The 22843-nt window shown below is 61.6% G+C and carries 20 protein-coding genes; 10 read left to right on the top strand and 10 right to left on the bottom strand.

Features of this window, described 5'->3' with window-relative positions; all coding sequences use genetic code 11:
- Positions 1–177 precede the first annotated feature (177 nt).
- From BUE38_RS07180 to BUE38_RS23405, 3 genes are all read left to right on the top strand, one after another.
- Positions 178–663 (top strand): DUF4168 domain-containing protein, encoded by a 486-nt coding sequence (locus tag BUE38_RS07180; RefSeq protein WP_073434355.1) that lies wholly within the window; start codon positions 178–180, stop codon positions 661–663.
- Between the two features lie 343 nt (positions 664–1006).
- Positions 1007–1876 (top strand): MBL fold metallo-hydrolase, encoded by an 870-nt coding sequence (locus BUE38_RS07175; protein WP_073434354.1) that lies wholly within the window; start codon positions 1007–1009, stop codon positions 1874–1876.
- Positions 1877–1921: 45 nt separating this feature from the next.
- On the top strand, positions 1922–2215 hold the full coding sequence (locus BUE38_RS23405) for a hypothetical protein (protein ID WP_073434353.1): 294 nt from the start codon (positions 1922–1924) through the stop codon (positions 2213–2215).
- On the opposite strand, the gene BUE38_RS23400 is transcribed toward BUE38_RS23405, so the two are convergent.
- The 3 genes from BUE38_RS23400 to BUE38_RS07160 all read right to left on the bottom strand — a co-directional run bounded on the left by BUE38_RS23400 (position 2212) and on the right by BUE38_RS07160 (position 4496).
- Positions 2212–2337, bottom strand: coding sequence for a hypothetical protein (locus tag BUE38_RS23400; protein ID WP_307725392.1), 126 nt, complete (start codon positions 2335–2337; stop codon positions 2212–2214). The two genes, BUE38_RS23405 and BUE38_RS23400, sit on opposite strands and share 4 nt — an antisense overlap.
- Before the next feature lie 86 nt (positions 2338–2423).
- Positions 2424–3284, bottom strand: coding sequence for a methylenetetrahydrofolate reductase (locus BUE38_RS07165; protein WP_073434352.1), 861 nt, complete (start codon positions 3282–3284; stop codon positions 2424–2426).
- Positions 3285–3299: 15 nt separating this feature from the next.
- Positions 3300–4496, bottom strand: a complete 1197-nt coding sequence (locus BUE38_RS07160; RefSeq protein WP_073434621.1) for a glycine cleavage T C-terminal barrel domain-containing protein — start codon at positions 4494–4496, stop codon at positions 3300–3302.
- Positions 4497–4732: 236 nt separating this feature from the next.
- Between BUE38_RS07160 and BUE38_RS07155 the strand changes: the two genes are divergently transcribed.
- Complete coding sequence (locus BUE38_RS07155; RefSeq protein WP_073434351.1) at positions 4733–7300, top strand: GcvT family protein; 2568 nt, start codon at positions 4733–4735, stop codon at positions 7298–7300.
- 19 nt (positions 7301–7319) lie between these two features.
- Here BUE38_RS07155 and BUE38_RS07150 read toward each other — a convergent pair whose 3' ends face one another.
- Positions 7320–8417 carry a GlxA family transcriptional regulator gene (locus BUE38_RS07150; RefSeq protein WP_084541800.1) on the bottom strand — a complete coding sequence of 366 codons (1098 nt, stop codon included), beginning with the start codon at positions 8415–8417 and terminating at the stop codon, positions 7320–7322.
- A 213-nt stretch (positions 8418–8630) separates the two neighbouring features.
- On the opposite strand from BUE38_RS07150, the gene BUE38_RS07145 reads away from it, so the two are divergent.
- Positions 8631–10358, top strand: a complete 1728-nt coding sequence (locus tag BUE38_RS07145; protein ID WP_073434350.1) for a formate--tetrahydrofolate ligase — start codon at positions 8631–8633, stop codon at positions 10356–10358.
- Between the two features lie 37 nt (positions 10359–10395).
- Here BUE38_RS07145 and BUE38_RS07140 read toward each other — a convergent pair whose 3' ends face one another.
- The 4 genes from BUE38_RS07140 to BUE38_RS07125 form a co-directional block, all read right to left on the bottom strand.
- Positions 10396–10650, bottom strand: coding sequence for a formate dehydrogenase subunit delta (locus BUE38_RS07140; RefSeq protein WP_073434349.1), 255 nt, complete (start codon positions 10648–10650; stop codon positions 10396–10398).
- A 79-nt stretch (positions 10651–10729) separates the two neighbouring features.
- Positions 10730–13657: a formate dehydrogenase subunit alpha gene (gene fdhF, locus BUE38_RS07135; RefSeq protein ID WP_073434348.1), complete on the bottom strand. Its 2928-nt coding sequence runs from the start codon at positions 13655–13657 to the stop codon at positions 10730–10732.
- 19 nt (positions 13658–13676) lie between these two features.
- Positions 13677–15218: a formate dehydrogenase beta subunit gene (locus BUE38_RS07130; protein ID WP_073434347.1), complete on the bottom strand. Its 1542-nt coding sequence runs from the start codon at positions 15216–15218 to the stop codon at positions 13677–13679.
- Entirely contained in the window at positions 15218–15709 is a 492-nt protein-coding gene (locus tag BUE38_RS07125) for a formate dehydrogenase subunit gamma (RefSeq protein ID WP_073434346.1), read from the bottom strand. Before BUE38_RS07125 ends, BUE38_RS07130 begins: the two co-directional genes overlap by 1 nt.
- Positions 15710–15861: 152 nt before the next feature.
- Between BUE38_RS07125 and BUE38_RS07120 the strand changes: the two genes are divergently transcribed.
- A complete protein-coding gene (locus tag BUE38_RS07120; RefSeq protein ID WP_073434345.1) occupies positions 15862–16923 on the top strand; it encodes a substrate-binding domain-containing protein in 1062 nt (353 codons plus the stop codon).
- Positions 16924–16994: 71 nt separating this feature from the next.
- On the opposite strand, the gene BUE38_RS07115 is transcribed toward BUE38_RS07120, so the two are convergent.
- A complete protein-coding gene (locus tag BUE38_RS07115) occupies positions 16995–17399 on the bottom strand; it encodes a (R)-mandelonitrile lyase (RefSeq protein WP_073434344.1) in 405 nt (134 codons plus the stop codon).
- 203 nt (positions 17400–17602) lie between these two features.
- On the opposite strand from BUE38_RS07115, the gene BUE38_RS22190 reads away from it, so the two are divergent.
- The 4 genes from BUE38_RS22190 (at position 17603) to BUE38_RS07095 (ending at position 21494) form a co-directional block, all read left to right on the top strand.
- The gene (locus BUE38_RS22190) at positions 17603–17755 is read left to right on the top strand and encodes a carboxymuconolactone decarboxylase family protein (protein ID WP_159438867.1); all 153 of its coding nucleotides are present in this window, start codon (positions 17603–17605) and stop codon (positions 17753–17755) included.
- A 53-nt stretch (positions 17756–17808) separates the two neighbouring features.
- Entirely contained in the window at positions 17809–18276 is a 468-nt protein-coding gene (locus tag BUE38_RS07105) for a (2Fe-2S)-binding protein (RefSeq protein WP_073434343.1), read from the top strand.
- Positions 18273–20618 (top strand): xanthine dehydrogenase family protein molybdopterin-binding subunit, encoded by a 2346-nt coding sequence (locus BUE38_RS07100; RefSeq protein ID WP_073434342.1) that lies wholly within the window; start codon positions 18273–18275, stop codon positions 20616–20618. The genes BUE38_RS07105 and BUE38_RS07100 overlap by 4 nt, the downstream gene beginning before the upstream one ends.
- A gap of 282 nt (positions 20619–20900) precedes the next feature.
- Positions 20901–21494, top strand: a complete 594-nt coding sequence (locus tag BUE38_RS07095; protein WP_073434341.1) for a TetR/AcrR family transcriptional regulator — start codon at positions 20901–20903, stop codon at positions 21492–21494.
- 44 nt (positions 21495–21538) lie between these two features.
- Here the strand turns inward: BUE38_RS07095 and BUE38_RS07090 are convergent, their stop codons facing one another.
- Positions 21539–22780, bottom strand: a complete 1242-nt coding sequence (locus BUE38_RS07090; protein WP_159438866.1) for an MFS transporter — start codon at positions 22778–22780, stop codon at positions 21539–21541.
- Between the last annotated feature and the right edge of the window lie 63 nt (positions 22781–22843).

The raw sequence follows: 22843 nt of genomic DNA, 5'->3' as shown, positions 1-22843 counted from the left end.
TGAACGGCGAAATGATGCGGACAGGAGACCTGCAGCCAGTCCATGTGTCACGGATAGGAGTCACCAATGCATCTAATGTGCAACCGCATCCCACAGGGTATTTCCGCCGGTATTGCCATGGCATGGTGAAAGCGACTCGATGGATCAATGACAACCTGAGTATGCGAGGAGGTATTCATGCTGCGCATCACCACACTGGTTTCTGCGACGCTGATTGGTATCGGTCTGATGGGCTCCATGGCCCAGGCCCAGGAGAGTACCGCCAGTGCCACTGCACAGGCACAGCTCGAAACACAGGCACCGATCGAGACACAGACACAGCTCGGTGCACAGACACAGTCCGAGACACAGCTCGGAGCACAGACACAGTCCGAGACACAGCTCGGGACACAGGCATCAGCCAACCAGTTCACCGACGAGCAATTGCAACAGTTTGCCGATGCCGGCCAGCAGGCTTCATCGCTATCCCAGCAGTACTCCCAACGCCTTGAACAGGCCGAAGATGAAGCTGCCAAACAGGCCGTGAGAGCGGAAGCCAACGACAAGCTGCTCGAGGTCGTGGAAAACAGTGGCCTCGATATCGAGACCTTCAACGCCATCGGCCTGGCCGTTCAGAGTGATCCTGAGCTGGCCCAGCGTGTACAGCAACTGGCTCAGCCCTGATACCGGGCACCGCCCCTCCAGCATCAGCATGATGAGGCCACCCAGTCGGGTGGCCTCTTTCTGTCGTCATGGGGCGCAAGCCACCAGGCCCTTACCTTGCCGCTCCGAATCACCACCATGAGTGCCAGCCCCTGGCCCACGTGCCCCCCGTTCCGCCCCTTGCCGTCCTGCGCCGCTGCCTGTTATGCAGAAACAGGGCAAGGCCAGTGCTTGCTCACTGATCAATACGCAAAAGACATATAATTATTCAATTCTGATATTGTTGATGCCCTGCGGTAGCTGGCCTGGTGCAATATGCGCCTTGCCATTCTCTGTCTGTCAGTATGAAAAGGAGGCCACCAGAATGTCCGAACATTCCTCCGTCACCGCCTTTTTCCATGAGTCCAGCAACACCTTCAGCTATGTGGTGCGCGACCCGGCGTCCAGCGCCTGTGCCATTCTCGACTCGGTGCTCGATTTCGATTACGCCGCCGGGCGCACCGCTGCAGGTTCCGCCGACGCCATCATTGCCTTCATCCAGCGCGAGGCGCTTGAAGTGGAGTGGATACTCGAGACACATGTCCATGCTGACCACCTCTCGGCGGCCCCCTACCTACAGCAACGTCTGGGCGGCAAGATCGGCATTGGGGCCCGCATCACCGAGGTCCAGGAAACCTTTGGCAAGGTCTTCAATGCCGGAACCAGATTCGCCCGCGACGGCAGCCAGTTCGATCGCCTCTTCGAGGACGGCGACACTCTGAGAATCGGAGGGCTCGTGGGGAAGGTGTTGCATACTCCGGGCCATACGCCGGCCTGCCTGACTTACGTGGTCGGCGATGCTGCCTTCGTAGGCGATACGCTCTTCATGCCTGACTACGGCACGGCCCGCTGCGACTTCCCGGGCGGTGATGCCCGAACGCTCTATCGTTCCATTCAGAAGGTGCTTGCCCTGCCCGACGAGACCCGGCTCTTCCTCTGCCACGACTACAAGGCACCAGGGCGGGACGACTATTGCCACCAGACCAGTGTGGCCGAACAGCGCGCCGCCAATATCCACGTGCACGACGGCATCGACGAGGAGAGCTTCGTTCACCTGCGCACCGAGCGTGATGCCAGGCTGGACATGCCGCGGCTAATACTGCCCGCGGTTCAGGTCAACATGCGCGCCGGGCAATTGCCACCTTCCGAGGACAATGGCCAGATCTACCTCAAGGTACCGATCAACCTCTTCTGAGCGTCGCCGCGCCAGAAGGCTCCTGCCTCCATCGCCGAATCAGGGTTGGCCGATGCCGCCGGCTGGCTGGAGCTGCACCCCGCCACGCTGCAGCATGTCCGTCATCCGGCGGTATTCGGCCTGGGCGACGCCAGCGGAACGGCCAACGCCAAGACTGCCGCAGCCGTGCGCAAGCAGGTGCCGGTGGTGGCCGAGAACCTGCTGGCCTCGCTGGATGACAGACCCATGGCCGCAGCCTACCTGGGCTATGGCGCCTGTCCATCGACGGTCGAACGCGGCCGGGTCGTGTTGGCAGAATTCGGTTACGGCGGCCAGCTACAGCCCACCTTCCCGACCTAGCTGAACGACGGCACCCAGGCATCGCGGCGGGCCTGGTGGCTCAAGGCCAGACTGATGCCCTGGTTGTACTGGAACGGCATGCTCAAGGGACACGAGGGGCTGGTCAGGCCCGCGCACCACACCAGCGAGCCTCCAGCAATGTGAAATGTGTCCCGGTCGCTGACACCTATCAAAACTCCTGTCCCGGCGAAGCCGGGCGCTTGGCTCGTCAACAGGGGGATGGCGCCAGCAAGGGGGTCTCCAGTTCCTCCAACCAGGCTCGGGTCGGAGCGACCTGGTTGAAGGTATAGATATGCAGGCCGACAAAGCCGTTGTCAGGCTCCCCCAGTGCCGACGTCAGATCTTCCACCAGGGCGTCGGGACGGTAGGTAGAGGGCCCCAACCAGCGTCGCATCTTGCCCGATTGACGCTGCAGCGACTTTACTGAGGGGCCGATCCCCAGCCGCAGGGCAATGCTCAGCAGGCGCTTGCGTTTGATCACTCCGGGTATGCCGGCATGCACCGGCAGGCGCAACCCGAGCCGCGCCTGCCACTCACGCCACTCCAGCAACGGTTGCGCCTCGAAACACAACTGGGTGACGACATAATCCGCCAACGCAGCCTTGGCCTCCAGATCCTGCTGCAGGCGTGGCGTTTCGATGTGGTGATGGCCCTCGGGGTAAGCGGGAACCCCCACCCTGGTCGGGCGCAGGGTAGAGTCCTTCAGGTCTTCCAGCAGCGCCAGCCCATGGGGATAGATGCCCAGCGGGCGCTGGGCATCACCTCCCACCACGAACATATCATCGATGCCCCGTGCGACCAGGCGCCGAAGAAGGTCCTCCAGATGCGCGCGGTCACGCACCAGGCGCGCGGCCACGTGTGGCACCACTCGCAGCCCGGCCTCAACCAACCACTCGGCCGCTTCCAGGGTACGTTCAAGGCCATGGCGTGGCGAGCAGGTCACCGTCACCAGCGCCCCCACGGGCAGTTGCTGCGCCGCTTTCTGCATACCGGTGATCGGCAACAGCTCGAAGCGGGTCGCCGGTACGAGGGCTGCTGCCGCCAACACGTCATGATGGAAGTCGTTCATGGCGCCTCCAACGGCTCAGGCCTTGGGGATGTCCTTACCGGGATCATGGAAGGGTTTGGCCACCACCACCGCATCCTGCAAGCCGGTATTGGCCTCGATGCGCAGCGGCGTGCCGAGTTCGGCATGGGATACCGGCACCATGGCATAACCAATGTTGCGCTCCTGGCGCGGCGAACGGGTGGCCGAGGTCACCTGGCCGATGCGCTCACCACCGGCGGTCAGCACGGGAAAGACATCGATCATGGAACCGTCGGTGAAGTAGCCGACGCTGGGGCCATCGATCTCTACCCCAACCAGCTTGCGTGATACTCCCTTCGCCTTGATGTCCTCCAGGGCCTTCCGGCCGATGAAGTCATCATCGCCGCGCAGGTCGACCATCCAGTCATAGCCCATGCCCACCTCGAAGGGGTTGGTGTCGTACCAGATGTCGCAACCGAAGGCGAGGATACCGCCCTCGATGCGGCGAATGTGGCAGGGGCCGATTACCTGCATGCCATGAGGTCGTCCTGCCTCGAAAACACGCTGCCACAGCGCCTCGCCGTGATGGCTGGCATCTCGCAGATAGATCTCATAGCCGATTTCACCGGAATAGCCAGTGCGTGAGATCACCACCGACATGCCGTCGAGTTCGGCTTCCATCAGGTGGTAGTAGGGCATCGTCAGCACCGACTCGCCGAACAGGTCCACCATCACTGCCTTGGCTTCGGGGCCCTGCACCTGAACCGGCGCCACATCCACCTCCTGGATGGTGACATCAAGGCCGGAGTGATACGCCAGACCACGACACCACAGCAGGATGTCGCTGTCGGCCAGCGACAGCCAGAAGCGATTCTCTTCAATGCGCAACAGCACCGGATCATTGAGAATGCCGCCATCAGGAGCGGTCACGAAGACATACTTGCACTGCCCCACCTGGCACTGGCGCATATCGCGGGGCACCAGCCGCTGGGTAAAGGTAAAGGCGTCAGGACCACTGATCTCGATCTGACGCTCCACCCCGACGTCCCATAACGTCACGCCCTCCACCAGGGCCCAGTATTCCTCCACCGGATCGGTATAGAGGCGCGGGTGGTAGTGGTGGTTGTAGACGCTGTACTTGCGTACTCCATGACGCCGTGAGGCATGGAAGAACGGCGATTTACGAATACGTGGATAAAGCAGGATTTCCGGTGCCGCCGGGGGCGACTGGATATTCTCGATGGCAGGGTTCATGACCGCCTCCTCCATTATCGCGATGGCCAGGGACGAGCCTCCATCGGCCCCCCTCAAATTCGACATTAGACCCACTGAAGCCAGGACATCTCGCTGTGGACGTCGAGCTCTTTGGTGTGGGCGACAGTCCTGCATACCGTCCGTCGTCGCCAGCAAAGGAGACGTCGCCACGACATAGCGAGGTGCCAGCCCCCTACCCTATGCTGTGGGCAGAAGCTCTTCCCTGGAGGACAGCCATGGCGACCCTACCCTCGCAAGCGGACGCGGTGATCATCGGTCTGGGCGGCATTGTCGGCGCCTCGGTGGCCCACCACCTGATCGAGCGAGGCTGGACCAACCTGGTGGGCATCGATGCTTCAGCTATTCCCACCGATGTCGGTTCCACCGCCCACGCCTCCGATTTCTGCTTCATGACCTCCCATGACCGCCTGGCGTGCTACACCACCACCTACAGCCGTCATTTCTACGAGGCGATGGGGCACTATCATCGGGTCGGCGGCGTGGAGATCGCCCGTGTCGGCGACGAGGCACGGCTGGCCGAGCTGCAGCGCAAGGTTGCCTCGGGCAAGGCCTTCGGCACCAACGTCCGCATGATGGATGCCGATGACGTGGTGAAGTGCTTCCCCCTACTCCAACGAGAGCTGGTGTCGGGGGGAATGTGGGACCCCGATGCCGGTCTGGTCGTGCCCCGTTCCCAACGGGTGGCCGGTGAGTTGGTCGAGCGCGCGGTGGAAAGCGGCCATCTGCGTGCCTTTGCCGACACACCTGCTCAGGACATCGACGTTCAGGCCGGCAGGGTGTGCGGCGTCCACACCTCCAGAGGCTATATCGCCACACCAGTGGTGATCCTTGCCAGCGGCATCTGGGGGCCGCTGCCCGCAGCCATGGCCGGGGTCTCGTTACCCTTGATGCCAGTGGAGCATCCACTGATGTTCTTCGGCCCCTTTGACACTTTCGCCGGCACCGGCAGGGAAATCGGCTACCCCTTGATGCGCGACCAGGGCAACTCCGCCTATATGCGCGACACCGGCGACCCCAGCTCCACCGAAGGGGGCATGCTGGAATGGGGCTATTACGAAACCACTCATCCACGCCTGGTCCATCCCCGCGATATTCAGTCCCGGGAACAGGCCCGTCTATCCCCTTCCATGCACGACCTGGAGGCCGACCAGATCGCCGAGCCCTTCGAACGGGCGATAGAGCTCACCCCTATGCTTGGCGAACTGGGCTGGGACGAGAAGCACTCCTTCAACGGCCTGCTTTCGGTCACCTCGGACGGTGGTTCGTTGTTAGGCGAGGCGCCGGAAACCCGCGGCCTGTGGTGCTGTGAAGCAGTATGGGTCAAGGATGGACCGGGCATGGGCAAGCTACTCGCCGACTGGATCACCGACGGGCATCCCGCCATGGACCCCTGCGGCATCGATATCGCCCGCTTCTATCCCGTACAGAAGACGCCGCATCACGTTCATGGCCGCTGTCTGGAAATCGCCCGCAAGATCTATGATCCCGCGGTACATCCTCGCGAACCCTTCGAGAGTGGACGCAACCTGAGACGCAGCCCCTTCTGGTCTCGAGAATCCGAGCTCGGTGGCTACTTCATGGAAGCCGCGGGCTGGGAGCGTGCCCACGGCTACGCCAGCAACGAGACACGGCTGGCGAACCATCTCGAGCAGATTCCCGAGCGGCCGGTGGAATGGGATGCGCGCCATTTCTGGCGAGTCTCCAATGCCGAGCAGTTGGCCCTCAGCGAAGACGTGGGCATGATCAACCTGTCCCACTTCGCCATCTACGATATCTCGGGGCGCGACGCCGAAGCCCTGCTGGAACATCTCTCGGTCGCTCGAGTTGGCGGCAACACCCCCCTTGGCAAAGGGGTCTACACGCACTTCCTCGACGCCCGGGGCGGTGTCCACTCCGACCTGACCATTGTCCGTCGGGCGGCGGATAGCTTCCGAGTGATATGCGGTGGTGACACCGGTCACCGTGACCTGATGTGGATCACCCGCAGGGCTGAAGACCTCGGCGTGACCCGCTGGCACCTGGAGGATCGCACCGACAGCCTGGCCACGCTGGGCCTGTGGGGCCCCAATGCCCGACGCACGCTCCAGGCGCTGGCCGATGAACCCGAGGGGCTGAGCGACGAACACTTCCCCTTCGCCACCGCCCGGGAAATCCGCGTGCGAGGCCTTCCGGTCTGGGCCTTCCGCATCTCCTATGTCGGCGAGCAGGGCTGGGAGCTCTATGTTCCCTTCAGCTATGGTCTGACGCTCTGGGATATGCTGTTCGAGGCTGGAGTGGTACCCGTGGGCATCGAGACCTATGCCAACAGCCGTCGTCTGGAAAAGAGCCTGCGACTACAGAATGTCGATCTGCTCACCGACTACAACCTGCTGGAAGCGGGTCTGGCCAGACCCAGGGTCAAGGACGTGGATTTTCACGGCAAGGCGGCCTATCTGGAGCAGCGCGAGCGTGATCGTCAGCCGGCCTACCTGTGTACGCTGGTGATGGAGTCACACCTCGATGGCGCTGGCCAGGCACGTTACCCAGTCGGCCAGTCGCCGCTGCTCGATCCGGAGACCGGCGAGGTCCCGGTGGATAGCCTGGGGCGCCGTTCCTGGACCACCAGCATCGCCTACGGCCCCTCGATAGGCCGCAACATCGCACTGGGCTATCTACCGATCAGTCATGCCGAGGAAGGGCGCTCATTGTTACTGGAATACTTCGGTGCCCACTATCCGATGCAAGTGGTGGCGGTGGGCTACAAGGCACTCTACGATCCAGAAGGTGCGCGGACACGCAGTTGATCGGCTACCAGCAATACGCTTATGGCCGCACTTCCTTGTCTCCTCTTTCATCAAGGTCTCCGTTTTCATCAAAGCCTCCGCTTTCATCAAGCAGCGGCTCGCCCACTTCATTCATGGTCGGCTCGAGAAGGTCCGCCTGGCGGTCGTGGCGCCGCTTGCGCTCACTGCTCGGCGAGTGGCCGAAATAGTCGTGGTAGCACTTGGTGAAGTGCGGTGGCGAGACAAAACCACAGGCCATGGCCACCTCGGTGATCGGCATATGGGTCTGCAGCAGCAGCAGACGCGCCCGTGCCAGTCGCAATTCCAGATAGAACCTGAGTGGTGGACAGCCTACATAGCGCTGAAAGAGCCGCTCCAACTGGCGCCGCGACAGTCCTGCGTAACTGGCCAGCTCATCCAGCCCCAACAGTTCGTGCAGATTGGCTTCCATCAGGTTGGCCACCTCTTCCAGCTTGGGGTGGCTGTGACCAAGACGAACCCGCAGTGGAGTGCGCTGGCGATCACCCACCCCGCGGATACGCTCGTGGATGAACTCTTCGGCAATCGATTCAGCCAGCGCCAGCCCCTGCTGGCGGCCAATCAGGTTGAGCATCATGTCCAGAGGGGCAATGCCTCCCGAACAGGTGTAGCGATCCCGGTCCATGACGAACAGCTGGGAGGTGAAAGTCACGCCGGGGAAGCGCTGCGCTTCATGAAGGCTGGACATGTGTTCCCAGTGCAGAGTGCAGCGATAGCCGTCAAGCAGTCCTGCCAGAGCCAGCACATAGCCGCCGGTGCATACCGCCCCCAGCGGGATACGCCGATCGGCCAGCCGTCTCAGCCAGGCCAGGGTCGCACGGTCGTCGTAGCGCTGCACCTCGACGCCACCGCATACCAGCAGAAGATCCAGCGCCGGCATGGGCTCCAGAGCCTGATTCACCGGTGTGGACAGGCCACTGCTGGCGCTCACGGCGCCGCCATCGCGACTCACGAGATGCCAGGTGTAGAGCGTGCGATCCGCCAGGTGATTGGCCATGCGCAGCGGCTCCAGCGCCGAGGAAAAGGCGAGCTGGGAGAACCCCGGCAGCAACAGGAAACCAATATCGTAGTGCCCCTTGCCCGGTATGGGGGTTGCCATCACACCTCCTTCCCTCACGGGCATCGACGGCGGCAATAGCGTCTCCACCAGGCATAGCCTATCCCTTCGACCACCGCCAAGCGTTATCGGCTCCTCCCATGTCGCTGTGCCCAAGGCCTCTGACGCCACCAGGCAAACTCATGTCTGGTGGCGCGCAATACTGATCATGAACAACCGGCGTGAAGAAGCGACCAGGCCCGAGGAGGCACAGCAATGGCACCCGAGGCGACCAAGCCTGCCCCGACGGGGGCGACCGACAACCTGAGCATTGCTCGAGCCGCAAGGCTCTGGCCCATAGAGGAGATCGCCCACCACCTGGGGCTGCCGGGCGAGGCGGTGGAACCCTATGGCCGTGGGATCGCCAAGCTCGACCCGACGACGCTGCTGAACTGGAATGATCGTCCGCGAGGTCGTTACGTGCTGGTAACGTCCATGACACCGACCCCGCCTGGTGAAGGCAAGACCACCACCGCCATCGGACTGGTTCAGGGCCTGCAACGCCTCGGGCACACCGCCACGGTGGCCCTGCGCCAACCCTCCATGGGGCCCACTCTGGGGCTCAAGGGCGGAGCCACCGGTGGTGGCTACAGTCAGTTACTGCCCATGGAGCGCATCAACCTGCATCTTACCGGCGACCTCCATGCCGTGGGCGCCGCCCATAACCTGCTGGCGGCCATGGTGGACAATCACCTGTACCACCGCCTTGCGCCCGAGCTGGACCCGCGCGAGATATATTGGCAAAGGGTCGTCGATCTCAACGACCGCGCCCTGAGACATATCGTGCTGGGTCTGGGGGGAGCTGGTGATGGAGTGCCTCGTCAGGGAAGTTTCGAGATCACCGCCGCCTCTGAGGTCATGGCGGTGCTGGCTCTGGCCGACTCACTGGCCGACCTGCGTCAACGTCTGGGGCGCCTGATAGTGGGTCTGGATCGTGACGGACAGGCCGTTACTGCCGAGCAGATCGGTGCTGCCGGAGCCATGACCGTGCTGCTCAAGGAGGCGCTGAAACCCAACCTGCTGCAGACGCTGGAGCATGCACCGGCGCTGCTCCACGCAGGCCCCTTCGGCAATATCGCCCATGGCAACTCCTCGATCATCGCCGACCATATCGGTCTGGGCGCCAGCGACTTCCTGGTCACCGAAGCGGGTTTTGGTGCCGACATGGGCGCCGAGCGCTTCTTCAACATCAAGTGCCGCGCCTCCGGCCTGATACCCGACGCCGTGGTGCTGGTGGTCACGGTGCGCGCGCTGAAGTATCACAGCGGCCGTCACCAGGTCGTGGCGGGGCAGCCCCTTCCCGCCTCGCTATTGGCGGAGCACCCGGAAGAAATCCACGAAGGTGGAGTCAACCTCCTCAAGCAGATCGACAATATCCGTGCCCACGGCCTGACGCCGGTGGTGGCGATCAACGCCTTCCCCGGAGACCATCCCAGCGAGTATGCAGCAATACGCGATCTGGTGGCCTCGGTGGGTGTGCGCGCGGAGGTGTCCACGCATGTTCGTGATGGTGGCTACGGGGCCCAGGCTCTGGCCGAGGCCGTCGCGGAAGCCGCCGAAGCCGACAGCAACTTCGACTTCCTCTATCCCGATGAATTGCCGCTGGCAGACAAGATGGAGCGCATCGCGACTCGTATCTACGGCGCCGACGGCGTCGACTTCGCTTCCCGGGCCCGGGAACGGCTCGATACCTGGCAGCAGCAGGGATATGGCACGCTACCGGTGTGCATCGCCAAGACTCATCTGTCATTGTCCTCCGACCAGCAGCAGCTCGGAGCTCCCAGTGGCTGGCGCCTACCGGTACGCGAGGTACGCCTCTCCGCTGGAGCCGGGTTTGTCTACGCACTGGCCGGCGATATACGTACGCTCCCCGGATTCAGCGCCTCTCCGGCCTGCACCCGTATTGATATCGATGAGAACGGCGACACCGTCAATCTCTATTGACCATCCTTCTGTATTGACCATCAATCACCATTGACGGTCATTGGTGCGCGCTCGACGAAGCGTGACTCTTCTCCGCTTCACGTCCAGCCAGGTGTTTTACTGCCTCATGGGCCAGCGGGGTCAGCTTATGGCCCGGATCATCAAGACAGGCAATCAGGCGCTGCTTCATGCTGCGCGCCCAGAACTTCTCCAGATGGACCCGTACCCGTGTGGCCGCATCCCGTTCATGGCTCAGGTTGGTGGCGATCTGATTCACCATTCGCACCAGGTGAGCACCTTGATCGTGTTCCATTCTCGACTCCTTCAATTCGTTGCCGAGGCCCAGGCAGGCCCCCGGTGGTTCTTCATCGGGAACCTGCCTGTTCTGGTTATTACAGGGCTCGATCGGATGCGACCGGCTCGCGCGCGGCATCGAGGAACTGACGCTGCTGACGATCGAAATCGTCGAAGCGCTGCTGCCATGCCGACGGCTGACTGACCATCTCCACCTCCACCGCCGTGACCTTGTATTCCGGGCAGTTGGTGGCCCAGTCGGAACTGTCGGTGGTGATGACATTGGCCCCGCTGGAGGGATGGTGGAAGGTCGTGTAGACCACCCCCGGCTGCATGCGCTCGCTGACCAGAGCCCTGAGCACGATATGGCCGGAACGACTGGTGATGCCCAGCCAGTCACCATCCTTGATACCCCGCAATTCGGCATCGGAGGGGTGAATCTCCAACACATCCTCGTCATGCCACAACTGGTTGTGGGTGCGCCGAGTCTGAGCGCCGACATTGTATTGGCTGAGGATTCGGCCAGTGGTCAACAACAACGGGAAGCGGCGGTTGGTGCGCTCCTCGGTGGCCACGTACTCGGTGATGGCGAAATGGCCCCGACCGATGGGGAAGTCGATTTCGTGCATGGTCGGTGTGCCATCCGGATGTTCGGCGTTGCACGGCCATTGCAAGCTACCGAGCTCATCGAGCCTGGCATAGCTGACACCGGTAAAGGTCGGAGTCAACTGAGCGATCTCATCCATGATCTCGGAGGGATGCCGATAGTGCATCGGGTAGCCCAGAGCGTTGGCCAGATCGACGGTGACTTCCCAGTCCTCCTTGCCGGCCCGCGGAGGCATGACCTTGCGGACCCGGTTGATGCGGCGCTCGGCGTTGGTGAAGGTGCCGTTCTTCTCCAGGAAGCTCGAGCCCGGCAGCAGCACATGGGCGTACTTGGCAGTCTCGTTGAGGAAGATGTCCTGCACGATCAGACATTCCAGAGAGGTCAGAGCTGCCTCGACGTGCTGGGTATTGGGGTCGGACTGCGCGATGTCCTCACCCTGCACATAGAGCGCCTTGAAAGTACCTTCGATGGCCGCGTCGAACATGTTGGGAATGCGCAGTCCCGGTTCGTTGTCGATGGGCACTCCCCAGCTCTGCTCGAAACGCTGACGCACGGTGTCATCAGCCACATGCTGATAGCCCGGCAGTTCATGGGGGAAGGACCCCATGTCGCAGGAGCCCTGGACATTGTTCTGGCCCCTCAGCGGGTTGACCCCGACGCCCTCGCGACCAATGTTGCCGGTGGCCATGGCAAGGTTGGCGATGCCCATGACCATGGTCGACCCCTGGCTGTGCTCGGTCACGCCCAAACCATAATAGATGGCGCCATTGGGCGCGTTGGCGTAGGTCCGGGCGGCACGACGAACGGCATCGGCAGGCACGCCGGTGGTCGCCTCGACCGCCTCCGGTGAGTGACGCGGCTCACCGATGAACTCGCGCCAGTCACGGTAGGCCTGATCATCACAGCGCCGGGCGATGAAATCGTGATCCTCGAGACCTTCGGTGATCACTACATGGGCCAGAGCGTTGACCAGGGCAACGTTGGTACCCGGGCGCAATGGCAAGTGCTGAGCATCCGCCAGGTGTGGAGTATCCAGCAGGTCGATGTGGCGCGGGTCGGCGACGATCAGGCTGGCCCCCTGGCGCAGTCGCCGGCGCATCAGCGAAGCGAATACCGGGTGGGCATCGGTGGGGTTGGCACCAATGACGATGATGGCATCGGCCTTCATCACCGAGTCGAAGGTCTGGGTACCGGCGGACTCACCCAGCGTGGTCTTGAGGCCATAACCGGTCGGTGAATGGCAGACCCGGGCGCAGGTATCGGTGTTGTTGTTGCCGAAGGCAGCACGCACCAGCTTCTGCACCAGATAGGTTTCCTCATTGGTGCAACGCGACGAGGTGATGCCACCGATGCTCTCGCGCCCGTAGCTGGCCTGGATGGCCTTGAGGCGTTCGGCGGCGAAGGTAATGGCTTCCTCCCAGCCGACTTCACGCCAGGGCTGGTCGATGGAATCACGGATCATCGGCGTGGTCAGACGGTCCTTGTGCGTGGCGTAGCCGAAGGCGAAGCGTCCCTTGACGCAGGAGTGGCCGTGATTGGCATCCCCACCCTTCCACGGCACCATGCGCACCACCTGGTCGCCCTTCATCTCGGCCTTGAACGAGCAGCCCACGCCGCAGTAAGCGCAGGTGGTAATCACGCTGTGATCGGGCTGACCGGCCTCGATCACGCTCTTTTCCATCAGTGTCGAGGTGGGGCAGGCCTGAACACAGGCGCCGCAGGAAACGCACTCGGAATCCATGAAGGCTTCGCTCTGCCCCGCAGACACCTTCGACTCGAACCCGCGTCCATCGATGGTCAGTGCAAAGGTGCCCTGGACTTCCTCACAGGCACGCACGCAGCGTGAGCAGACGATGCACTTACTGGGATCGAAGCTGAAATAGGGATTGGAGTGGTCCTTCTCGGCGTCCAGATGGTTGTCACCCTCGAAGCCGTAACGCACCTCACGCAACCCTACGGCACCAGCCATGTCCTGAAGCTCACAGTCACCATTGGCCGGACAGGTCAGACAGTCCAGTGGGTGATCCGAGATATACAACTCCATGACATTACGCCGTAGTCTGGCCAGACGGTCATTCTGGGTGGTCACCCGCATGCCGTCTTCCACCGGCGTGGTGCAGGCAGCCGGATAACCACGCTTGCCCTCGACCTGCACCGCACACAGGCGGCAGGAGCCAAAGGCCTCGAGATTGTCGCTGGCACACAGTTTGGGAATATTGATGTCGGCCAGAGCCGCTGCACGCAGCACCGAAGTGCCTTCGGGCACGCGGATCTCCACGCCGTCGATCTCCAGGGCAATGTGCTTCTCGGACAGACTGGCAGGTGTGCCGTAGTCTTTAGAAAACCAGTCCTTGGAAAACCGATCCTTGAGAAAGCTCTGGTCCGGAGCCACCTGATTGGGGTCGAAGTACTCGAGCATGGCGGTTACCTCCGGCAGCTCAACGCTGCAGATCTTCAGGAAAATGTTTGATTACGCTCTGCACCGGGAAGGGCGTCATACCGCCCATGGCACATAGCGAGCCATCGACCATGGTTTCGCAAAGCTCACCAAGCAGTTCGAGGTTGGCGTCGCGATCCTGGTTGGCGCGGATGCGGTCGATCACCTCCACGCCGCGCACCGAACCGATGCGGCAGGGGGTGCACTTGCCGCAGGATTCCACGGTGCAGAACTCCATGGAGAAGCGTGCCTGCTCGGCCATGTCGACGCTGTCGTCGAACATCACCACACCACCGTGTCCCAGCACAGCGCCGACCTCGGCGAAGGCTTCATAGTCCAGCGGCGTATCCCACTGACTCTCCGGTAGATAGGCGCCCAGCGGGCCGCCCACCTGGACGGCGCGCAATGGACGCCCACTGAAGGTACCGGCGCCGAAGTCTTCCATCAGTTCGCGCAGGCTGATGCCGAAGGCCAGCTCGATCAGGCCGCCACGCTTGACGTTGCCGGCCAACTGCAGCGGCAAAGTGCCACGCGAACGTCCCATCCCGTAATCGGCATAGGCCTGGCCGCCCTGGTCGAGAATGAAAGGGATCGCCGCCAGCGAGAGTACGTTGTTGACCACGGTGGGCTGGCCGAACAGTCCCTCGATGGCGGGCAACGGCGGCTTGGCGCGGACCATGCCGCGCTTGCCCTCGAGGCTGTCCAGCAACGAAGTCTCCTCGCCGCAAATATAAGCGCCGGCACCAAGGCGGACTTCCAGGTCGAAGCGTCGCCCGCTGCCACACAGGTCGCCTCCCAGATAGCCGGCGGCCTCGGCCCGTGCAATGGCCTCGTCGAGGATACGATGGGCCAACGGATACTCGGAACGCAGGTAGATGTAGCCCTGAGTGGCACCGACAGCGAGTCCGGCAATCGCCATCCCCTCAATCAGCATGTAGGGGTCGCACTCCATCACCAGACGATCGGCGAAAGTACCTGAATCTCCTTCATCGGCATTGCAGACGATGTACTTCTGGTCCCGGTCACCTGAGGCGTCGAGCACCGTCTGCCACTTGATACCAGTGGGGAAGGCAGCACCACCGCGGCCACGCAGGCCAGAGGCCTTGACCTCATCGACGATGGCCTGGGGTTCCCGGGCCAAAGCCGCCTCGAGGCCACGAAAGCCACCATGGGTTCGATAATCGTCCAGCGACAGCGGGTCGGTGATGCCGACACGGGAAAAGGTCAATCGCTGCTGCCGGGCAAGCCAGGGAATTTCCTCAGTGAGCCCCTGGGCAAGCGGGTGCTCGCTCGTGCCTTCCAGCAAGCCGGCATCGAGTAGTTCACCGACATCGTCCGCGTCGACCGGCCCATAGGCGACCCGGCCAGCGGAGGTCTCGACCTCCACCAACGGTTCCAGCCAGGCCAGCCCACGGGAGCCATTGCGGATCACCTCGACCTCAAGGCCTCGCACCCGAACCTCGGCCTCGAGCCGTTCGACTACCTCGTCGGCGCCCATGGCCAGTGCCGTGGTGTCACAGGGAACAAAGACGCGAGTGACCATCACTTCACCTCCAGAGGCTGGGTGCGCAGATCATCGACGAGACGGTCGAACCTCTCGGGCGTGACACGGCCAAGAACTCGGTCGTCGACACTGACTGAAGGCGCACAGGCGCAATTGCCCAGGCAATAGACCGCTTCCAGGGTGATCTCGCGATCACCGGTGGTCTGGTGGTAGTCAATCGCCAGACTAGCCCGGGCATGCGCCTCCAACGCGCGCGCGCCCATCGACTGACAGGCCTCGGCACGACAGATGCGCACTACATGACTGCCGGGTGGGCTGGTGCGGAAGTGGTGGTAGAAGCTGATGACCCCATGGATCTCGGCCCGGGTCTGGCCCAGAGAACTGGCGATAAGAGGCACGGCCTGGTCGGGGATGAAACCTACACGATCCTGGATCGCGTGCAGAATAGGCAGCAGGGCACCGGGCTTGTCCTTCAGGGCATCAATTTCGTCCTGAATCAGCTGGGGCGTCCACTCGTGGAGATCACTCATCGGGATCACCTGGCTCTTGTTGTAGGACTACTCGTAGTAGGACTACTGTTTATATATGAACACCAGTACATATTTCATGATATTGGTGTCAGTCACGGTTGCTTTAAACCTAGCACTACCTCCTTTGACACAAAATAAGAAACTTACTTCCTATGAAGCGAATCAAGATCACACCGGCCTGGTATTTCAGCGATGAAGCAGGCAACCAGCTGGATCCGCAACTGTTCGTGCTGCTGGAAGGGGTTCACCTGCACGGCAAGTTGACCGAGGCAGCGAAGATGGCGGGGATTTCCTACCGCCATGCCTGGAACCTGCTGGGCAAGTGGCAGGAATTCTTCGGCATCGGCCTCGTGGAGCTGCAGCGTGGACGTGGCGCACGCCTGGCACCGTTGGGCGAGAAGCTGCTGTGGGCAGAGCAACGGGTGATCGCTCGTCTTGGGCCACAACTCGAAAGTCTGGGTTCCGAACTCAACCTGGAAATCCAGCAGACCCTTGAAGGCGTCAGACCGGTGCTGCGCATGCATGCCAGTCATGGCTATGCCGTGGAGCTGCTTCCCCAATATCTCGATGGGCTGCACCTCGACCTGCAGTACTGCAGCCCTCGGGAAGCGCTGGTCGCGCTCAACCGAGGTGCCTGCGACCTGGCCGGCTTCCACCTGCCCCAGGGGCCAGTCGGCCAGCGCCTGGTGGCAGACTATCGCCCTCTGCTCAAGCCACGCAGCCATCGTGTACTGCGTTTCATCACCCGGCGTCAGGGTTTGATGATCGCGGCGGGAAATCCCTGTGCCATCCAGGGATTGAAGGACCTGACGCTGGGTGAGACAAGGTTCATCAATCGACAGTTGGCATCAGGGACCCGGGCGTTGCTGGATGGGCTGTTGCAGGCAGAGGGGCTGTCCTCACGGCGTATTCGCGGCTATGAAATCGAGGAGTACACTCACTCAGCCGTAGCCGCCTACGTCGCCGCCGGCATGGCCGACGCCGGCTTTGGCGTGGAGGCAGCAGCAAGGCGCTTCGGGCTGGACTTCCTCCCGCTGGCCGACGAGGACTACCTGCTGCTGTGCCACCATCGCAGCCTGTCCGAACCTCGTCTGCTGCGTTTCCGCGAGATGATCGCCGGACAGGCATTTCAGGAAGCGGTGCTGAAACTACCGGGGTATTCGCTTGACCGCTGTGGCGAGGTCGAGGATACCGAGGCGCTGGTCACGGTTTGAGTCGCTCCGTCCACAGCAAGGTATGCGGTGCGCCTCCGAGTTGCACAGCTTGGCGACGCCCGCGGCCTCCATCAGAAAGCCTTGCCGGAATACTGCTCATCGCTGACTTTCTCCTGCCATGTCACGACCGAGCCATCGACGGATTCCTGAATCGCAATATGTGTCATCGCAACATCTGGTGCTGCACCATGCCAATGCCGCTCACCCGCCGAAAACCAGACAACATCCCCAGGCCGTATCTCCTCTATCTGTCCTCCCTCACGCTGAACACGACCCAACCCCTGAGTGACAATCAGGGTTTGACCGGCTGGATGCGTGTGCCAGGCGGTGCGGGCGCCCGGCTCGAAAGTCACCGAGGCTCCTGCGGCGCAACCAGGCGCTTCAGCCTTGAATAGAGGGTCGACACGGACCGTGCCAGTGAAATACTCCTCCGGTCCTGGGTAGGACGGCTGGGTGCCGACGCGAGTGATCTTCATGCCATTTCCCTCTCTGCAGTGGTCTACCTGAGTCAACTACGAATGGTAGTTGGGTAGCAGCTATCGATAAATGAAAACACTTTGATAACTGGCATGAGTTCGGCTCATGAACATACGGCCTCAACCGACAGGGTAGCCAACACAATGGATAGATTACGGCTCGCCATCACCTGTCAGGACGACCGCGCCACATCAACCTGGCATTGGCGCGCCACATCAACCTGGCATTGGACAGTGGCCTGAGCCAGGCTGAAGTCTCGGAGTTACCGGCCCAGATAACGCTCTACACTGGCTGGCCGAGTATCTTCGCCGCCTTGCCCATCGCTCAGGATGTCCTTGAATCACTCACCGAGTGAGGACGATCCCCGGCCACCCGCCGAAGTTCCCTGATCTACCAAGGAGGTTGCAGATGGTGACCCTGACTATCAATGGACAACAACATGAGCTCGACGTACCGGAACAGATGCCACTGCTCTGGGCGCTGCGAGACGTCGCTCAGCTCACTGGGACCAAGTTCGGCTGTGGAATGGCGCAATGTGGCGCCTGCACCGTGCATCTGGATGGAGAGGCGGCTCGCTCCTGCGTCACTCCTGTGTCCGCAGCTCAGGGCCGAGCAATCTCCACTATCGAAGCCATGGAGGAAGATGAGGTCGGCAGCCGGGTCCAACAGGCGTGGCTGGACCTCGGGGTAGCCCAGTGCGGTTACTGCCAGGGCGGGCAGATCATGAGTGCCACCGCCCTGCTTAAAGAGACTCCTGCTCCTACTGATGAACAGATCATCGCCGCCATGAGCGGCAACCTGTGTCGCTGTGGAACCTATCAGCGCATTCGACAGGCTATCCATCAGGCCGCCGGTCACGAGGAGGAGCAGGCATGAGTTCACATCACGACACGTTGCTGCTGGCCAATGTCAGCCGACGCCATTTCCTCAAGGGCATGGCCGCAAGCGGTGCCCTGGTGGTCGCTGCCCGTTGGGACCTCGCCTTCGCCCAGGACGAGGATGAACAGTACGGTGCGGACGCCATGCCCCATGGCTGGGTCGATGACCCCAACGTGTTCATCCGCATCGACGAAGACGGTACGGTCACCGTGATCAACCATCGCGCGGAGATGGGTCAGGGCATCCGTACCAGTCTGGTCATGGTGGCCGCCGATGAGCTGGGCGCCAACTGGGATAGCGTGCGTGTCGAGCAGGCCCCCGGCGATGAGGAAAAATACGGCAACCAGAACACCGACGGGTCACGCAGCATGCGTCACTGGTTCGATCCCATGCGGCGTGCCGCAGCTGCGGCACGTACCATGCTCGAGCAAGCTGCTGCCGAGCAGTGGAATGTGCCGGTCGAGGAGTGCCGGGCAGGCGTCCATGTCGTGGTTCACACTCCCAGCGGACGTGAGCTCGGTTTCGGCGAACTGGCTGCCGCAGCGAGCCAACTGCCAGTCCCCGAGCGCGACACGCTACGCCTCAAGCCTCGCGACGAGTGGCGCTATATCGGCCAGATGACCGGCCCCTCCCAGGAGGTCAGTGCCACCGATATGGCGCGCCCTCTGGCCATCGATGGAGAGGACATCGTTACCGGGCGCGCAGTATACGGCGCTGACGTGATCCTGGACGGGATGCTGTATGCCGTCATCGCTCGCCCTCCTGTCTATGGAGCGAAGCTTGCCAGCGTTGACGACAGCGCCGCACGCGAGGTTCCCGGTGTCGTTGAAGTGGTGGAAATCGAAGGCACCGGCCAGCCCGCCGCTTTCGCTCCACTGGGAGGTGTTGCCATCGTGGCCGAAAACACCTGGGCGGCCATTGAAGGGCGGCGGGCCCTGGAGATCGAGTGGGACCTGCAGGCGGCGGGGGACAATGCCGCCTACGACTCGGCCACCTACCGTCAACAACTTGAAGAAGCGGCCTTGGCTCCGGGCCAGGTGATTCGCAACAAGGGAGATATCGATACGGCGCTGGCCGACGCTGCATCTCAGGTCGAGGCCACCTACTACATGCCACATCTGGCCCATGCGACGATGGAGCCCCCCGCCGCTCTTGCCCACCTTGAGGATGGCAGGATAACGGTCTGGGCACCGGTGCAAGCCCCTCAGGCCGCCCGAGATGATGTGGCTGGACGCCTGGATCTCGAGCCCGAGAATGTCACCATCAATGTCACACTGCTGGGCGGAGGCTTCGGCCGCAAGTCCAAGCCAGACTTCGTGCAGGAGGCCGCCATCCTTGCCGGTAAGTTCGAGGGGCGTCCCGTGCGCGTCCAATGGACACGCGAGGATGATATCCATCACGACTATTTTCACGCGGTGTCAGTGGACCGCCTCGAAGCAGGCCTGAACGCCGAAGGCAAAGCGCTTGGTTGGCGCCATAGGACACTCTCGCCGAGCATCGGATCACTGTTCGCCCCTGATCCCGGCCATAAGCAGGGTTTCGAACTCGGCATGGGCTTCAACACTATGCCCTTTGACATTCCCGCCGTGCGCCTGGAAAACCCCGAAGCCCTGGCCCACGTACGTATCGGCTGGTTCCGTGCCGTATACAACCTACCTCACGCCTTCGCTATTCAGAGCTTCGCTGCGGAGCTGGCAGCGTCTGCGGAGCGCGACCATCGCGACTACCTGCTCGACCTGTTGGGTCCTGCGCGCCAGATCGATCCTCGCGACATCGATGAGGCCTGGAACTATGGTGAGGACCCCGAACGCTATCCCATCGATATCGGCCGTCTGCGTGCCGTGGTCGAGACTGCCACGGAGGCGGCCGAGTGGGGACGCGAGCTCCCTGATGGACGTGGTTTGGGTCTGGCCGTGCACCACAGCTTCGTGTCCTATACCGCGATCGTATTTGACGTGGAAGTCGACGAGGCAGGCGAGCTCGCCATCCATAGTGCCGACATCGCCTTTGACTGTGGACCACAGGTCAACCCCGAGCGCATTCGCGCCCAGATGGAGGGCGCCTGCATCATGGGTATCGGCATCGCACTGCATAACGAGATCACTGCCAGCGAGGGACGCATCGAACAGGACAACTTCCATCAGTACCTCGTCCCGCGAATGTCGCATGCCCCTCAAGTGACACGTGTACACTTGATCAATGACACGCCGGACGTGGCCATGGGTGGAGTGGGCGAACCAGGGCTTCCCCCGGTGGCGCCAGCCCTGTGCAACGCGATTTTCGCCGCCACCGGCAAACGTATTCGGCGCCTGCCGATCGGTAACCAGTTGGCAAGTTGACCCGTCCCCGGACATCGAGGTCATCGAATGGGACCTGGCACGCGGTGGTGAGACGCATGGCGATGCACGACGCTCGCCACCTTCGGCTTCTCGCCACGCGTGCCCGGTTTCTGGTGAGTCGCACGATAGGGTGCATCGGCACCCCGGGGAGCCCTTTTCGGTATCTCCAGCAGTACGTGTCGTATGGCGTCCAGGCCTTCACATGGCCGACCAATAAGATACAATGAAGAATCTTATTGGCGTATATGTCCCTTCTGATATCACTTCATTGGATCAAGCAGTATGAGCACATCATGTTCAGTAAAGATGCGGCGTCGTGGCGCCGAACTGGAACTCGCGATTCTGGAAGCGGCCTGGGCAGAACTGGTCGAGAGCGGGTATGCTCGGCTGACCATGGAAAATGTCGCTTCCAGGACAGGCACAAGTCGCCCTGTGCTCGCCCGACGCTGGGACAGCAAATATTCTCTGGCCATAGCCGCACTTCGACACCAGAGGGAGAAATACCCGCTTCAGGTGACAGAATGTGGGGACCTCCGGACAGAGTTGCTGGATTTTCTCGAGCGCGCCTGTGGTCGGGCATCACTGATCACAGTCTTCTTCTCTTTACTCACCAATGAGTATTCTCAAGACCCTGCCTCATCGCCGCAAGCACTGCGTGATACGCTGATAAAAGGAGAAGACAACGCGTTGTCTTCCATTCTTCAACGAGCAGTAGAGCGTGGAGAAATCGATGCACAGAAACTCGTTCCTGAAGTGAAGACACTCCTGAGCGACCTGTTCCGCCATCATGCCATCATGACCTTGTCGGCTCCGCCCTCTACTCTACGAGAAACCTGGGTTGATACGATTTTCCTTCCGCTGGTAAGAAATACCTGAAACCTGGAACCTGCAGACACGGATGCCAGGAGAAGGCGGCGCGTTCAACGTGCCGTCGTCACAACACTCCCTGAACCGGCATGAGGCGGTACGAAATGCTCATCGAATGCCGTGATCTTCCTGCTGGCCAACCAGTAATGCAGCACCGACCAGAGCTTGACGAAGGAAACCACAAGCAATGCCCACTTCAGGGAGTGGGTGACGGAATAATTCGACAGCACATCACTCAACAACCCGACCACCAATGTTCCCGCCGCGATCCCCATGCCATTGAAGCAGAACAAGGCAATGGCGGAGACAAGGCTGCGCTCTCCTGAATCAACCATAGACTGGAGCGTTGCATAGGTGGGACCAATATAGAAACTACTCAGCAGCACCGTGATGGCCACAAGCACCAGGAACTGGCTGTAGCTGTCCACCACCAGTGACCCCACCTGAGCTATCGTTGCAAGAACGAGCACAATAGCCAGCATCTGCAAGGCATAGCGCGGATGGCGTGCGGAAAGCCAACTGGCGATGAAGCCACCGGCGAGCATCCCTACCATCGCCAGAATCCCCATGACGATACCGAACGTCATTCCGGTTTCGGTAGTGGATAAACCAAAAGTACGCATGACATAGGCTGGCCCCCAACTTTCGATGGCTCCTGAACTGAAACCGAGAAGCGCCCCTCCGGCCAGGAGGTTACGAATCACCGGATGCTTGAGCAAACGAGACACACTCCCCTGCGATACATATGTCCCCGATGAACGCTGTTCACGAAGAGGCTCACGTACAGTGGTGAGCATCAGGATGGCCATAAACAGTCCCGTGCCACCGACTGCCAGAAATGCCGTGCGCCAGCCGAAGTGTTCACCGATGTATCCCCCTGCGGCAAACGCGACAAAGGCGCCCACAGCCACGCCAAAGGAGTAGATTGCAATACCCTTGGCACGTGAGCTTACGGGTAAATAGCTGGCGATGACCGAGTGAGCAGCAGGTGTCAGTGCAGATTCTCCAACGGCCACGCCAATGCGTGTGAAAGCGAGACTACCGAAGGTATGCGCTGCTCCCGCAGCGGCAGTGAAGCCACTCCAGATCACGATGGCACCACTGATGATCGCGATGCGATTTCGCCGGTCTGACAACCTGGCAATCGGTATGGCAGCAGTGGCATAAACCAGTGAAAAGGCAGGCCCATTGATCAAGCCTATCTGTGTATCGCTCAGTCCCAGGTCGTCTTTCAGGACTTCCACCAGAATGAAGGGCAAATGCGCATCAACAGACGCAAGGAGTTGGCACAACATGAGGATAAACACGACGTACCATGCGTAGCCTCTCGAAGGCAGTGATCGTTCATGCATCCTGGC

The organism is Halomonas cupida, assembly GCF_900142755.1.
Lineage (GTDB): Bacteria > Pseudomonadota > Gammaproteobacteria > Pseudomonadales > Halomonadaceae > Halomonas > Halomonas cupida.
Note: the sequence above shows the minus strand (reverse complement) of the source record. Positions and strands in the feature narration are given on the sequence as shown.

Coding starts and splice junctions, on each gene's coding strand:
- BUE38_RS07155 (WP_073434351.1), top strand. CDS start 4,733: ATGGCGACCCTACCCTCGCAAGCGGACGCGGTGATCATCGGTCTGGGC.
- fdhF (WP_073434348.1), bottom strand. CDS start 13,657: ATGCTCGAGTACTTCGACCCCAATCAGGTGGCTCCGGACCAGAGCTTT.
- BUE38_RS07130 (WP_073434347.1), bottom strand. CDS start 15,218: ATGGTCACTCGCGTCTTTGTTCCCTGTGACACCACGGCACTGGCCATG.
- BUE38_RS07150 (WP_084541800.1), bottom strand. CDS start 8,417: ATGGCAACCCCCATACCGGGCAAGGGGCACTACGATATTGGTTTCCTG.
- BUE38_RS07180 (WP_073434355.1), top strand. CDS start 178: ATGCTGCGCATCACCACACTGGTTTCTGCGACGCTGATTGGTATCGGT.
- BUE38_RS07125 (WP_073434346.1), bottom strand. CDS start 15,709: ATGAGTGATCTCCACGAGTGGACGCCCCAGCTGATTCAGGACGAAATT.
- BUE38_RS07105 (WP_073434343.1), top strand. CDS start 17,809: ATGGTGACCCTGACTATCAATGGACAACAACATGAGCTCGACGTACCG.
- BUE38_RS07165 (WP_073434352.1), bottom strand. CDS start 3,284: ATGAACGACTTCCATCATGACGTGTTGGCGGCAGCAGCCCTCGTACCG.
- BUE38_RS07100 (WP_073434342.1), top strand. CDS start 18,273: ATGAGTTCACATCACGACACGTTGCTGCTGGCCAATGTCAGCCGACGC.
- BUE38_RS07120 (WP_073434345.1), top strand. CDS start 15,862: ATGAAGCGAATCAAGATCACACCGGCCTGGTATTTCAGCGATGAAGCA.
- BUE38_RS07095 (WP_073434341.1), top strand. CDS start 20,901: ATGAGCACATCATGTTCAGTAAAGATGCGGCGTCGTGGCGCCGAACTG.
- BUE38_RS07145 (WP_073434350.1), top strand. CDS start 8,631: ATGGCACCCGAGGCGACCAAGCCTGCCCCGACGGGGGCGACCGACAAC.
- BUE38_RS07115 (WP_073434344.1), bottom strand. CDS start 17,399: ATGAAGATCACTCGCGTCGGCACCCAGCCGTCCTACCCAGGACCGGAG.
- BUE38_RS07140 (WP_073434349.1), bottom strand. CDS start 10,650: ATGGAACACGATCAAGGTGCTCACCTGGTGCGAATGGTGAATCAGATC.
- BUE38_RS07160 (WP_073434621.1), bottom strand. CDS start 4,496: ATGAACCCTGCCATCGAGAATATCCAGTCGCCCCCGGCGGCACCGGAA.
- BUE38_RS07175 (WP_073434354.1), top strand. CDS start 1,007: ATGTCCGAACATTCCTCCGTCACCGCCTTTTTCCATGAGTCCAGCAAC.
- BUE38_RS07090 (WP_159438866.1), bottom strand. CDS start 22,780: ATGTTGTGCCAACTCCTTGCGTCTGTTGATGCGCATTTGCCCTTCATT.